General features: G+C 70.5%; 10 protein-coding genes and 2 riboswitches. Of the genes, 7 read left to right on the plus strand and 3 right to left on the minus strand.

Going from position 1 to position 13,106, the window contains the following annotated elements; translation table 11 throughout:
- Positions 1 to 1,034: short-chain fatty acyl-CoA regulator family protein (locus tag EYA84_RS00620; protein ID WP_131051009.1), on the plus strand; the 1,034-nt coding region annotated here is incomplete at its 5' end.
- Positions 1,035 to 1,066: 32 nt separating this feature from the next.
- Here the strand turns inward: EYA84_RS00620 and EYA84_RS00625 are convergent.
- The gene (locus EYA84_RS00625; RefSeq protein WP_131051010.1) at positions 1,067 to 1,711 is read right to left on the minus strand and encodes a TetR/AcrR family transcriptional regulator; all 645 of its coding nucleotides are present in this window, start codon (positions 1,709 to 1,711) and stop codon (positions 1,067 to 1,069) included.
- A gap of 83 nt (positions 1,712 to 1,794) precedes the next feature.
- On the opposite strand from EYA84_RS00625, the gene EYA84_RS00630 reads away from it, so the two are divergent.
- From EYA84_RS00630 to EYA84_RS00655, 6 genes are all read left to right on the plus strand, one after another.
- The gene (locus tag EYA84_RS00630) at positions 1,795 to 2,544 is read left to right on the plus strand and encodes an enoyl-CoA hydratase/isomerase family protein (RefSeq protein WP_131051011.1); all 750 of its coding nucleotides are present in this window, start codon (positions 1,795 to 1,797) and stop codon (positions 2,542 to 2,544) included.
- Entirely contained in the window at positions 2,534 to 3,964 is a 1,431-nt protein-coding gene (locus tag EYA84_RS00635; RefSeq protein WP_131051012.1) for an AMP-binding protein, read from the plus strand. The genes EYA84_RS00630 and EYA84_RS00635 overlap by 11 nt, the downstream gene beginning before the upstream one ends.
- Positions 3,965 to 4,055: 91 nt before the next feature.
- Positions 4,056 to 5,654 (plus strand): amidohydrolase, encoded by a 1,599-nt coding sequence (locus EYA84_RS00640; protein WP_131051013.1) that lies wholly within the window; start codon positions 4,056 to 4,058, stop codon positions 5,652 to 5,654.
- A complete protein-coding gene (locus EYA84_RS00645; RefSeq protein ID WP_131051014.1) occupies positions 5,645 to 6,271 on the plus strand; it encodes a GNAT family N-acetyltransferase in 627 nt (208 codons plus the stop codon). The genes EYA84_RS00640 and EYA84_RS00645 overlap by 10 nt, the downstream gene beginning before the upstream one ends.
- Before the next feature lie 75 nt (positions 6,272 to 6,346).
- Positions 6,347 to 6,564, plus strand: a riboswitch (cobalamin riboswitch).
- Between the two features lie 407 nt (positions 6,565 to 6,971).
- A complete protein-coding gene (locus EYA84_RS00650; RefSeq protein WP_131051015.1) occupies positions 6,972 to 7,274 on the plus strand; it encodes a hypothetical protein in 303 nt (100 codons plus the stop codon).
- A 93-nt stretch (positions 7,275 to 7,367) separates the two neighbouring features.
- Entirely contained in the window at positions 7,368 to 8,321 is a 954-nt protein-coding gene (locus EYA84_RS00655; RefSeq protein ID WP_131051016.1) for a MerR family transcriptional regulator, read from the plus strand.
- 84 nt (positions 8,322 to 8,405) lie between these two features.
- On the opposite strand, the gene EYA84_RS00660 is transcribed toward EYA84_RS00655, so the two are convergent.
- Positions 8,406 to 9,821, minus strand: coding sequence for a glycine hydroxymethyltransferase (locus tag EYA84_RS00660; protein ID WP_394347538.1), 1,416 nt, complete (start codon positions 9,819 to 9,821; stop codon positions 8,406 to 8,408).
- A gap of 57 nt (positions 9,822 to 9,878) precedes the next feature.
- On the minus strand, positions 9,879 to 12,116 hold the full coding sequence (gene metE, locus EYA84_RS00665; protein ID WP_131051018.1) for a 5-methyltetrahydropteroyltriglutamate--homocysteine S-methyltransferase: 2,238 nt from the start codon (positions 12,114 to 12,116) through the stop codon (positions 9,879 to 9,881).
- A gap of 112 nt (positions 12,117 to 12,228) precedes the next feature.
- Positions 12,229 to 12,440: riboswitch (cobalamin riboswitch) on the minus strand.
- Positions 12,441 to 13,106 lie beyond the last annotated feature (666 nt).

Consider the following 13,106-nt stretch of genomic DNA (forward strand, 5'->3'; position numbering starts at 1 on the left):
GGGCCGCCGCCCTGGCCGGGCCCACCGGCAGCCCGCCGTTGCTCGGCGAGCCGCACGACGCCGTGCGCGACTTCTTCTACGAGCACTACAACCACTTCGACCCGTTGGACACCGCTGCCGAGCATCTCGCCGGCCGACTGCGTCTGACGCCAGGCCGGGCGACCGAGGCGATGGGTCGACACCTACGCGACCAACACGGCGTCCGGGTGGTCATCACGGCTCCCACCGCCGAGTCACGCCGGTACGACCCGGACAGCCGCGTACTCCACCTGGCCGCCAACCACACCGACGGCCAACGCGCCTTCCAGATGGCCACACAGTTGGCGTTCCTCGAACACGGAGAGCAGATCCGTGAGCTGGCCGCCGGCCTCACCTCACCGCCGGCGACCGCGCTGGCCCGCATCGGCCTGGGCAACTACTACGCGGGCGCGTTGCTGATGCCCTACACCGACTTCCACCGCCAGGCCGAACAGGTGCGCTACGACGTCGAACTGCTCGCCGGGCATTACGGTGTCAGCTTCGAGACCGCCTGCCACCGGCTCAGCACCCTGCAGCGACCGACACTACGAGGCGTGCCTTTCGCCTTCCTGCGCGTCGACCGGGCGGGAAACATCTCGAAACGACAGTCCGCGACTGACTTCCACTTCTCCCGTTTCGGCGGCACCTGCCCACTGTGGATCATCTATGAGGCGTTCGCCGCCCCCGGACGGATCCTCACTCAGGTCGCCGAGATGCCCGACGGCAAACGCTACTTCTGGATCGCCCGCACCGTCACCCACGGCGGACGCGGACACCACAGCCCGCGCAGCACCTTCGCCGTCGCCCTCGGCTGCGAACTGCGCCACGCCCACCGGCTCGTCTACAGCGACGGCATCACCCTCGACGATCCCCGCACCGCCACCCCCATCGGCCTCGGCTGCCGTATCTGCGAACGCCGCGACTGCGCCCAACGCGCACGTCCACCCGCCGCCGGCGGACTCCTGATCGACGAGAACCGGCACACCGTCATCCCCTACGCGGTGGACCGCCGATAGCCGAGCCGCCACTCCGTCCGTGGTGACGCCCGCTACGCGGCGTCCTCCGGCCACAACTCGGCGACCAGGCGGTACGCGTCGCAGGCGATGGCCGTGTCGAGGTCGGGAACCGGCCCGGCCACACCGAGCAGGTTGAGCGCCAGCTCGGTGTAGCGCGCGGCCATCTGTTCCACCGACAGCGGCCCGTCCGGCCGATACCATCGCGCGACGCCACTGCACATCTCCAGCAGCGCCCGACGCGCCACGTCCGGCGCCCGGAGGTGGAAGACGCCGTCGGCCACACCATCGATGATCGCGGCCTGCCACAGTCGCTCGTAGCGGTCCCGCAACCCGATGATTTCGACACGCAGCGGTGGGGACAGGGCGCGGAGCTCGTCATCGACGACCCGCGTGTGCAGTGGCCGGGCCGCGTGAGCCAGCACGTGGACATGGACCAGCCGGGTCACCCGGTCGACTGCGGCGCCCTGCACGCCGACCCGGGTGGCCGCCTGCAGCAGCAGGTCCATGCTGCTGCGCATGATCTCGGCGAGCAGTTCTTCCTTCGTACCCATGTAGTGATAGAGCGTCGCGGTCGACAGGCCGGCGCGTTGCGCGAGGTCGCGGATCCCGGTGCCGTGGAAACCGCGCTCGGCGAACAGCTCCAGCGCGGCGGCCCGCACCCTGTGCCGCGCCTCCATACGCCTCCCCCACTCGACGTGGGCCGACCTTATCGCACCCACTCCCGATCGACCGATCGATCGGGAGTGGCTAGAGTGGCGGCGTGGTAGTGGACTACGAGTACAGAGCTCCGATCGCCCGGATCTGGCTGAACCGACCCGGCCGACTGAACGCGGTCGTACCCGCACTGGTCGACGGGCTCCTTGCCGCGCTGCACCGTGCGGAGGTGGATGGCGCGCGCACGGTGCTGCTCGCCGGTCGGGGCCGAGCCTTCTGCTCGGGGCACGACCTGAAGGAGCCGCCCGCCGGCGATGACCTGCCACAGGTCCGGGCGCGTATCGACCGCATCCAGGAGGTGACCCGTCGGATCAGGGGTTATCCCGGTGCTGTCCTCGCCGCCGTCCACGGCTATGCGCTCGGTGCCGGTTGCGAGTTCGCCCTCGCCTGCGATGTGGTGGTCGCCAGCGAGGACGCCGAGTTCGGGTTCCCGGAGGTCGGTGTGGGACTCAGCGTGACCGGCGGTGTGTCCCGGCTGCTGCCGCATCTCGTCGGGCTGGCCAAGGCTCGCGAACTCCTGCTGTTCGGTGAACGGGTCAGCGCCGCCGAGGCACTGCGCATCGGGCTGGTCGGCAAGCTGGCGCCGGCCGGCGGACACGAGCAGGTGGCAGGTGAACTCGCCGCCGTCCTGGCAGGCCGGCCCCCGGTGGCGCTGCAACTGGCCCGGCGCGCGCTCGACCTCGGCCTCGACGGGACTCTGGCGCAGGCGCTGACTATCGAGGTCGACCATGCGCTGCTGACCACGCGAAGCGGCGAGCACGCCGGTCCCCGCACGGAGTTCTCGGATGGTCACTGAACCACCGGCTGACCTGGTCGCCCTGATCAGCCGTGCCGCCCAGCGGTGGCCCGACCGGGTCGCCTGGAGATTCGACCCGTCCCCGGTCGCCGTCACGTTCGCCGAGGTGGACCGGCTCACCGCCGGATACGCCCAGGCGCTGCGGAGCCGCGGTGTCCGCGCCGAGGACCGGGTCGCGGTGATGTTGCCCAACGGGCCGGAGTTCGCGCTGGTCTGGCTGGCGCTGGCCCGTCTCGGCGCGGCAACCATTCCTCTCAACATCAGGTACCGCAGCGCTGACGCCGCGCACGTGCTGGTCGACTCAGGGGCGGGCACCGTCATCACCACCGGTCCGCACCGCCGGCTGTTCGACGCACTACCCACGCCACTGTCGATCCATCTGGTCGAGGAGCTGACACCGGAAGGCGGCTTCGCGCAGCAGCCGATCGATCCCGCCGCCACGGTCAACGTGCAGTACACCTCCGGCACCACCGGCCCGCCCAAGGGCTGCCTGCTGTCACACCGGTACTGGCTGACCCTCGCCACCAGCCTGGTCGAGGAGTTTCCCCACATCACCGACAAGGACGTGATGCTCACGGCGCAGCCGTTCAGCTATGTCGACCCCCAGTGGAACGTGGTGACCGCGCTGATGGCCGGCGCCGAGCTGGTGGTCCTCGACGGCTTTCATCCGCGCAGCTTCTGGTCGGACGTCCGCCGCTACCGGGCGACCTACTTCTACTGTCTGGGGGCGATGCCCGCGCTGCTGCTGGCCATGCCTGCGGACCCTCGCGACCACGATCACCGGGTCCGCGTGGTGCAGTGCTCGGCCATCCCCGCCCACCGGCACGCGGAGTTGGAGCAGCGCTGGGGCGTGCAGTGGTACGAGGCGTTCGGCATGACCGAGACCGGCGCCGACATCCGCGTGGGTCCGCAGGAGCATGACGAACTGCGCGGTACGGGCTGCCTTGGGCGGCCGGCAGCACACCGGGAGGTGCTGATCTCCGCCGACGGGGAGTTGCTGCTGCGCGGCCCCGGCATGTTCGACGGCTACCTCGGTCACCCGCCGCCCTGGCGCGACGGCTGGCTGCCCACCGGTGACCTGGCCCGCCTCGACGCGCAGGGCCGCGTGTACCACGTCGGCCGGATCAAGGACATGATCCGCCGTAGTGGTGAGAACATCGCCGCCGCCGAGCTGGAGCACGTGCTGATGGCACATCCTCAGGTGCGCCTCGCCGCGGTGGTGGGTGTGCCCGACGACCTGCGCGGCGAGGAGGTCAGGGCCTACGTCGTGGGCGCCGCGACAGTCGACGAACTCCGCGAGTGGTGCGCGCAGCGGTTGGCGGCGTTCAAGGTGCCGCGCTACTGGACCTTCTGTGACGACCTACCCCGCACCCCCTCCGAACGGGTCGCGAAAGACCAGCTCGACCGCAGCGCCCCATGACCGTCACCGTGACCGGCCCCACCAGGGTTGGCTGCCCCGGCCGGTGCGGCAACGACCCGCACTGGTGCCGAACTCTCCTGGAAGCCATGCGATGAGCACCGCGGATCTCCTACTGACCAACGCCCGCGTCATCACGGTCGACGGCGCCGACGCCCATGCGGTGGCGATCAGTGGTGACCGGATCATCGCCCTCGACGCGATTCCCGCCCGGCAGGTGATCGACCTGGACGGGGCGACCGTGGTGCCCGGCTTCCACGACGCGCACCACCACATGGCCTGGTACGGACTCACTCTCGACGAGATCGACCTGCGGGTATCCAGCCAGCAGGCACTGCTGGCCGCCGTCGCCGCACGAGCCGCGCAGGCGCCCGTCGGCAGTTGGCTGATCGGCAGCGGGTATGACGAGAACATCCTCGGTCGGCACCCGCACCGCGACGACCTGGACGCCGTCGCCGCCGGCCACCACGTGCTCCTCAAGCACGTGTCCGGACACATGTGCGTGGTCAACTCCCGCGTACTGCACCACCTCGGCCTGCACCAACGAGCACGAGACGTCCCCGGCGGAAGCGTCGTCACCGACCGCGACGGCCGACCCACCGGCCTTCTTCAGGAGCAGGCGCAGCATCTGGCCCACGACCTGGTCCTGCCCTACCCGGTCGAGGCGTTGACCGCCGCCATCGACCGGGCCGGCCGACAGTACCTGCGCGAGGGCATCACCAGCGTGGTCGAGGCCGGCATCGGCGGCGGCTGGATCGGCAAGAGCCCCATCGAGGCGGCCGCGTACCAGAACGCCCGAGAGCAGGACCGGCTCCACGTACGGACCGAACTCATGGTCACCGCCGACGCGCTTCACCCGCTCAGCGGCCACCCGCAGGACGACATCAGTTTCGGCCTGGACCTCGGCATCCGCACCGGCTTCGGCGACGACTTCCTCCGCCTGGGCCCGATGAAGATCTTCCTCGACGGCTCCTTGATCGGACGCACCGCAGCTCTGACCCGACCCTACGCCGACCGGCCCGACCAGACCGGTTACCTGCAGCAGGATCCCGCTCGCCTGCGCGCGACGATCCTGGCCGCACACGCCAGCGGGTGGCAGATCGCCGCCCATGCCATCGGCGACGCGGCCATCGACCTCGCTCTGGACGCCTACGCCGAGGCGCAACGCCGGCATCCCCGCCCGGACGCACGTCACCGGATCGAACACTTCGGCGTGGCCCGACCAGACCAGGTCCACCGCGCTGCCGCGCTCGGGGTGGTGCCGGTGCCGCAGGCACGGTTCGTGGCCGAGATCGGTGACGGGATGCGCACCGCACTCGGCGCCGACCGGGTGTCCTGGGCCTACCGGCTGCGGTCCCTGCTCGACGCAGGAATGGTCCTGCCCGGCAGCTCCGACCGTCCGGTGGTCGCCGGCGCACCGCTGCTCGGCATCCAGTCGATGGTCACCCGCCATACCGCATCGGGGGCACCGTTCGCACCCGAGGAGGAGATCACGGTCCGGCAGGCGCTGCGCGCCTACACCCTCGGCTCCGCGTACGCGTCCCGTCAGGAGCACCGCACCGGTTCGCTGACCGTCGGCAAACTCGCTGACCTGACCGTCCTCGGCGACGACCTCACGGCCGTCGCGGCCGACCGGATCGCGGACATCCCGGTGCTGCGCACGATGATCGGTGGCACGTTCCGATGGACCTGATCCCGGCCGACACCCAAGACAGTGCCATGCTCGGCGACGTCGAAGCCCTGTACGTCAGCAGCTTCCCGGACGGGCTGCGGGCACCGTTCAGCGACCTGTTCCAGGATGACGTGATCGTGGCGGTCATCAACGACGCCGTGGCCGGGCTCGCCGTCTCCCGCGACCTCGCCGACACGCCGTGGGTGTTCCTGCGCTACTTCGCCGTCGCGGCGCGCGGTCGTGGACTCGGCACACACCTGTGGCGTCGGCTGTGCCACCGCTGGGCGGCACAGCACCGCAGCCAAGTCCTGCTGGACGTCGAAGATCCCGACGAGGCAGGCATCGACCGTGACGAGCAGACACTGCGACGGCGGCGCATCACCTTCTACCAACGGCTGGGCGTTCGGGTACTGCCGATTCGGGACTACGCGCCACCACACCAGGCGGCCACACACCGGCTGCGGCTGCTTGCCGCCGACACCCACGCGGCGTCGACGGCTACCCTGCCCGCAACGCACCTCCGGGACGCCGTCCTGGCCGTGTACCGACACCGGTACGGTCTGCCGGCCGACCATCCAGCGGTGCGTCGCACGATGCGCTCCAGCGGTCTACTCGACCCTGGACGTCCGCAGGTCTAGCACGACGCAGCCGAGCGCTTCGTCCACGACAGCAATGGCGTGCCCGTGCCCGCCGGTCCGCGGTCTCTGACGCGATATCCTTGCCTCGCAGCCGGTCCGCTGCGGCATCCAGTCGTAGTGGCGCAAGAGGGAACCCGGTGTGAGTCCGGGACTGCCCCGCAGCGGTGAGTGGGAACGACCGCCGTCGAAAACACTGGACCCATCCGGGTCCGGGAAGTGACGGTCACTAGGAAGCCCGGAATCCCCGGCCACGCCCACGAGTCCGAAGACCTGCCCGCTGCCCACATGCACAGGCATGTGGCGGACTCGGTGACCTTCGAGGGCGGGTCGACCATCAGCGCAGCACGTAACCCGTGCTGCGCTCGATCGCACCCTCCGTGCCGAGTCTTCACGGCCGGAAGGAGACCGAGGTGCGCGCGCCACCGATCCGAGAGCAACACATGGCGGCCGGCATCGGCGGGCCCCACCGTCTGCTGATCACGCTCAAGAGCAGGCCCCGCAGGGGCCGCACCCGCGCACGCTGCGGAGATCGCCTCGACGTCAGCCTGTGCGCTGCCCCCGTTCTGGTGGGGACACCCACCCGGACCGGCGGCCCCGGCACCCGAGACATCGTCAACCGGGCACCGCAAACCTTCCCTTCGAAGATCCGGACCGCCCACACGCCGGGCACCCCTGTCCCGCACGACGAGCGGAGCACCCCATGAGCAAGCCCCTGCGGCCCCGGCGCGCGACGGTCAACGGCGAAGACCTCGTCATCCTGCCGGTCGCCGACTACGAACGTCTCGCCACCGCGCGACGGCAACTCGGGGCGCGCGAGGCCCGATTCCGTGGCCTGACCGACCAGATGCGAGTCCTGACCGACCTGCTCACCGAGATCCAGCAGGTCCTCCTCGACACACCCGCCTGCTGCGACACACGGCGCGATGTCGACAGCCGAATCGGCGACCTGCTGCGCGCCCAGCGACTCCCTCGACCAGCGTCCGCACCCGAAACGAAACCATGAGCCACCGCCCACTCCATGCCTCCCGGCGACCGCGACACTCACGGCACCGCCACCCGCGCAGACCTGGTCGCTGACCATGCGGCGAGGACACCGATGAACGAGGACCGGTCACCGCACCGCAAACCGTCCGCCGAACCGCCGGACCTCCCGGTACCGGACGCCCCGCATAGTAGGACCGAATCGCCACTGCCCGCCGGGGCACTCGCCCGCCGGCTCGGCGTGGCCCCCACGACACTGCGGTCCTGGCACCAGCGGTACGGGCTGGGCCCCAGCGGTCACCATCCCGGCCAACACCGCCGGTATATGCCACAGGACGTGGCCGTGCTCACGGTGATGGCCCAGCTGACCGCGCGTGGCCTGTCCGCGGCGGAAGCCGCCCTGCAGGCTCGCCGACAGGCGACGCTACAGCCCGTCGAGAATCCTGCCGGCGACCACCACACCCAGGCCGCCGCCCGTGGAATCGCCCGCGCCGCTCGCCGCCTGGATGTGCTGGCCCTGCGGGAGACGCTGACCGCGGCGGTCGCCGCACAGGGCGTGGTGCACACCTGGCACACCCTGGCCGGCCCCGCCTTCATCCTGATCAGCCGAGCCCGATACAGCGAGGCACGTCGAGCGCTCACCCGGCGTGTGCTGGCCCGCTGTCTGAGCGAGGTCTTCGCCACCGTGCCTCGACCGCGCGCCGGGTCGCCGGTGCGGGTCCTCCTGGTCGCCATCGACGAACGCCGCGACGGCGTGGCACTGGACGCCGTGGCCGCCGCGCTCGCCGAGGACAGGATCGCCTCGGTGCACCTGGGTGCCGGGCTGCGACCCGCCGCGCTCGCCGACGTGGTCGGCCGGAGCCGACCCACCGTCGTCGTGGTGTGGAGTCACGACCGCCATTGCCGCGGGCCGGAGGTCCTCCGGACGCTCGCCGACGTGTCGGGCTGGCGGCCCACGGTCGTGATCGCCGGCAAGGGGTGGTCACCCCCGAGTACACCGGCCGTGGGGGTGGTGGGTCCGTGCCGCGACCTCGCCGACACGGTCGCCACCGTCGCAGGCCTGATCTGAAGCGGCGCGCGGGCCGGAAATCCGGGAGGAGTCGACGGCCCGGGTGGCACGCACACGAGGTGGTGCCACCCGGACCGTTGCCGCTCAGGCGAGTTCGACACCGGGATAGAGCGGGAATGCCGCGAGCAACTCCGTGGCCTGCTTGCTGACCCGGCCGGCCAGGGCCGGGTCGATCTGGTACTTCGCCTTGGAGCCCTCGGCCGGCGTGGTGCTGGTGAGCACGGTGTGGATCAGGTCGGCGATCTGGTCCATCTCACCGACGCCGAGGCCGCGACTGGTCAGGGCCGGGGTGCCGACACGGATGCCCGAGGTGTACCAGGCGCCGTTGGGGTCCCGGGGAATGGCGTTGCGGTTGGTCACCACGCCACTGTCCAGAAGGGCCTGCTCGGCCTGGCGGCCGGTCAGGCCGAACGGGTGCACGTCGATCAGCACGAGATGGTTGTCGGTACCGTCGCTGACCAGGCGTACGCCGCGCCGCATCAGCCCGTCGGCGAGGGCCTGACTGTTGTCGACGACCTGCTGGGCGTACGCGGCGAACGCGGGTTGACGGGCTTCGGCGAACGCGACCGCCTTCGCCGCGATGACATGGTTGAGTGGGCCGCCGAGCACCATCGGGCAGCCGCGGTCGACCTGGTCGGCGAGCTCGGGCTGGGCCAGGACCGCCCCGCCGCGCGGGCCACGCAGGCTCTTGTGGGTCGTGGTGGTGACGATGTGTGCGTGCGCGACCGGGTTGAAGTCGCCGGTGAAGACCTTGCCGGCGACCAGCCCGGCGAAGTGGGCCATGTCGACCATGAAGGTCGCCCCGACCTCGTCGGCGATCTCCCGTAGCACCGCGAAGTTGACCTTACGCGGGTACGCCGAGTAGCCACCGACGATGACCAACGGTTTGAACTCGCGGGCCGTCTCCCGCAGCGCCGTGTAGTCGATGCGCCCGGTGGCCGGGTCCACGCCGTAGCTGCGCTGGTCGAACATCTTGCCGGAAATGTTGGGCCGGAAGCCGTGGGTGAGGTGGCCGCCGGCGTCCAGGGACATGCCGAGCATCCGCTGGTTGCCGAACGCGCTCCGCAGTTGCGCCCACTCGGTGTCGGTGAGGTCGTTGACCTGCCGCCGCCCGAACCGGCGCAGATGCGGGACCTCGACCCGGTCGGCCAGGATCGCCCAGTACGCCACCAGGTTGGCGTCGATGCCGGAGTGCGGCTGGACGTAGGCGTAGGGGCTGCCGAAGAGCGCTGTCGCGTGCTCCACCGCGACCGCCTCGACGGTGTCGACATTCTGGCAGCCGGCGTAGAAGCGGCGGCCGATCGTGCCCTCCGCGTACTTGTCGGACAACCAGTTACCCATCGCCAGCAGCACCGCCGGTGAGGCGTAGTTCTCGCTGGCGATCAACTTCAGCGACTCCCGCTGATCGTGCAGCTCCTTGGCGATCGCATCGGCGATACGCGGCTCCACCGCGCGGACCATCTCGATCGCGGCACGGAAAGCAGTCGATTCGACGTTCAATATCCACTCCCGGGTCGAGCCGGGCGATCCGCGACGGGACCGCCCGGCGTAGCGAAGTCAGTTGCCGCGGACCTCAGCGGCGGCCGCGACCAGATGCCGCAGGGACGCCTCGACCTCGGGGTAGGCGCGGGTCTTCAACCCGCAGTCCGGGTTCACCCACAACCGCCGCGCCGGCACGGCCGCGACGGCCCGACGCAGCGCCTCGACCACCTCGTCACGCGACGGCACACGGGGCGAGTGGATGTCCCACACCCCGGGTCCGACACCCCGGCCGTAGCCGATCGCGGCCAGATCGTCGAGGACCTCCATCTTCGACCGGGACGCCTCGATGCTGGTGACGTCGGCGTCGAGGGCGTCGATGGCGGTGATCACCTCACCGAACTCCGAGTAGCACAGATGGGTGTGGATCTGGGTGTCGTCGGCGACACCACTGGTGGCCAACCGGAACGCGCCGACAGCCCAGTCCAGGTACGCCTTCTGGTCGCTCTTGCGCAACGGCAGGGTCTCCCGCAACGCCGGCTCGTCGACCTGGATGACGCGGATCCCGGCGGACTCCAGGTCACGGCACTCGTCGCGCAGCGCGAGCGCGACCTGGTCGGCGGTGTCCGCCAGCGGCTGGTCGCTGCGGACGAACGACCAGGCCAGAATGGTGACCGGACCGGTGAGCATCCCCTTGACCGGCTTGCTGGTCAGGGACTGCGCGTAGGTGGACCACTCCACCGTCATCGGCGCCCGACGCGCCACGTCGCCGTAGATGATCGGCGGGCGGACGCAGCGGGAGCCGTACGACTGGACCCAGCCGTGCTCGGTGGCCGCGAAACCGTCGAGTTGCTCGCCGAAGTACTGCACCATGTCGTTGCGTTCCGGTTCACCGTGCACGAGCACGTCCAGGCCCCACTGTTCCTGTAGGCGGATGACATGCTCCACCTCGGCGCGCATGCGCGACGCGTAGCCAGCGTCGTCGAGCCTGCCGGCCCGGTGCGCGGCACGGGCCTTGCGTAGCTCACCGGTCTGCGGGAACGACCCGATGGTGGTGGTCGGCAACTCCGGCAGCCCGAGCCGTTCCTGCTGGCGGGCGGCCCGCGTGGCGTAGTCGCCGCGCTGCCGGTCGGTGGGCCGCAGAGCGGTCAGGCGGCCACGGACATCGTCGTGACGCCACTGCGCCGGGCTGGGCGACACCGGGGCGGGCAGCGACGTGGTGCCGTCGCGCAGCGCACGGCCGAGCACGACGACCTCGTCGACCTTCTGCCGGGCGAACGCGAGCCGCTCGGCCAGCCGGGAGTCGAGGCGGGTCTCGGCGGACAGGTCGACCGGGACGTGCAGCAGCGAGCAGGAGGTGGACACCGCCACGTGATCGGCGAGGCCGGCGACCGTCGCGCCGGCCGTGACGGCGGCCCGCAGGTCGGTACGCCAGATGTTGCGGCCGTCGACCAGGCCGGCGACGATCGTCTTGCCACCCAGCGGGCCGGCGGCGGCGAGCCGATGCAGGTTACCCGGCCCGGCCACCAGGTCCAGACCGATGGCTTCGACCGGAGTGCCCAGCAGCGCCGGCAGCGCGTCGCCGAGTTCACCGAAGTAGGTCGCGACGAAGATCCGCGGCCGAGCAGCCAGTTCGCCGAGTCGGGTGTAGGCGCGGCGCAGTGCGTCGATCTCGCTCGGGGTGCGGTCGGCGACGTACGCGGGCTCGTCCAGCTGCACCCAGGCCACGCCCGCCTCAGCCAGCGCGGTGAGGATCCGCGCGTACGTCTCGACCAGGTCGTCGAGGCGGGCGAACGGATCGTCGCCCTTGGCCAGCAGCAGGAACGTGGCCGGACCGACGAGCACCGGCCGGGTGGTGATGCCCAGCTCAGCGGCCTCGGCGTACTCCCTGAGCGCCTTGGCCGGATCGGCCGTGAACACGGTGTCGGAGTCGATCTCCGGCACCAGGTAGTGGTAGTTGGTGTCGAACCACTTCGTCAACTCCAGTGCCGGCTCGGCGTCCACGCCGCGGGCCATGGCGAAGTAGGTGTTGAGCGTGGAGAGGCCGAGCCGGGTGAACCGGGTCGGGATCGCGCCGACGGCGAAGGCCGTGTCGAGAACGTGGTCGTAGTAGGAGAAGACGTTCGACGGGATCGCGTCGAGACGGGCGTCGCGCAGCGTGCGCCAGACCTCGGCGCGCAGCCCAACGGCGGTGCTCTCCAAGCCGTCGGCGTCGATGCTGCCGTTCCAGTACGCCTCGACAGCCTTCTTCAGCTCACGATTGGCGCCGATGCGTGGGTAGCCGAGCACGGTGCTCTGACCGAATGCGGTACTCACCAAGGGGGTCCTTCCCTCGAAGTGCCCGGCGGACACGGGAGGGAAAACGGGTACACCTCGGGTACCGGCTTTCCGCCCAGGCCCTCCCGAGAGGCCGCCGGCGGCGCACACCGGCGGTGTACGCAGCGCTGGCAGGTCTTCGGACTCGCGGGCATGACACAAGGTCGCCTACTGGCCGTCGCTTCCCAGACCTCACGGCCCAGTGCTCAAATGACGGCGGTCGTTCCCACTCACCGCTGCGGGGCAGTCCCGGTCTCCCACCGGGTTCCCTCTTACGACGTCCCGCCCGTACGGACGGGACGAACCAGCACCACCGGCCATCGTACGGGCCCGAGGGCACCATCCGGGCCAGGGTGTCCGACGTACGGGACAGCCATTTTCATTCTGCGTAGGGGTTGGCTTCGATGTAGTGCAGCGCGAGGATGGCCTGCACCCGCCAGCCCGCCGGGAGGATCTGTTGCAACGACGGTCGGAATCGGATGGATCACTCAGCGGTGGGTGTCCGCTCTCCAGCACATCGGTAGTACCTGCCGCCCACCAGGCTTGCCACGACGTACCTCTGATCCGGTCGGGCAGGCGTTGCGCGTGTTCACATAATCGGTGGGGATATCCGCCGAGGTCGTCGGCAACCTGCACGGTGATCGCGGGAGTGCCCGCGGTGCCGCTCAACATGCCCACCCCGGTGGGCTCGGCTCCGCGCTTCCAAGCGCGCCTGGATTCGTCAGGTCGAGGCTGAGCAGGTCCTGCTCGTCACCGAACAGACCGGCCCACGAATCCGACCGAGGGAGCCGCTGTCGCCGCCGTGAGGCGGCTGGCCGGGTCCGTCACGCTGGCGGACGGGCGTCACGTCATCGACCGATATCGCGGCGAAGGGATGCTTGGGCTGGTCGATGTGCTCATGGCTTGCGACGTCGGCCACCTCTCGGCGATGGCGGTCGGGGGTTTACCGATGGCGGCATCGCCATCTGGAGGTCCTGCCGGATGATGTCC

The sequence above is a fragment of the Verrucosispora sp. SN26_14.1 genome (genome assembly GCF_004307965.1).
GTDB lineage: Bacteria > Actinomycetota > Actinomycetes > Mycobacteriales > Micromonosporaceae > Micromonospora.

Bases quoted from the DNA above. Each gene is read 5' to 3' on its own strand.
- EYA84_RS00635 (WP_131051012.1), top strand. From the start codon at position 2,534: ATGGTCACTGAACCACCGGCTGACCTGGTCGCCCTGATCAGCCGTGCC.
- EYA84_RS00625 (WP_131051010.1), bottom strand. From the start codon at position 1,711: ATGGAGGCGCGGCACAGGGTGCGGGCCGCCGCGCTGGAGCTGTTCGCC.
- EYA84_RS00645 (WP_131051014.1), top strand. From the start codon at position 5,645: ATGGACCTGATCCCGGCCGACACCCAAGACAGTGCCATGCTCGGCGAC.
- EYA84_RS00655 (WP_131051016.1), top strand. From the start codon at position 7,368: ATGAACGAGGACCGGTCACCGCACCGCAAACCGTCCGCCGAACCGCCG.
- EYA84_RS00650 (WP_131051015.1), top strand. From the start codon at position 6,972: ATGAGCAAGCCCCTGCGGCCCCGGCGCGCGACGGTCAACGGCGAAGAC.
- EYA84_RS00640 (WP_131051013.1), top strand. From the start codon at position 4,056: ATGAGCACCGCGGATCTCCTACTGACCAACGCCCGCGTCATCACGGTC.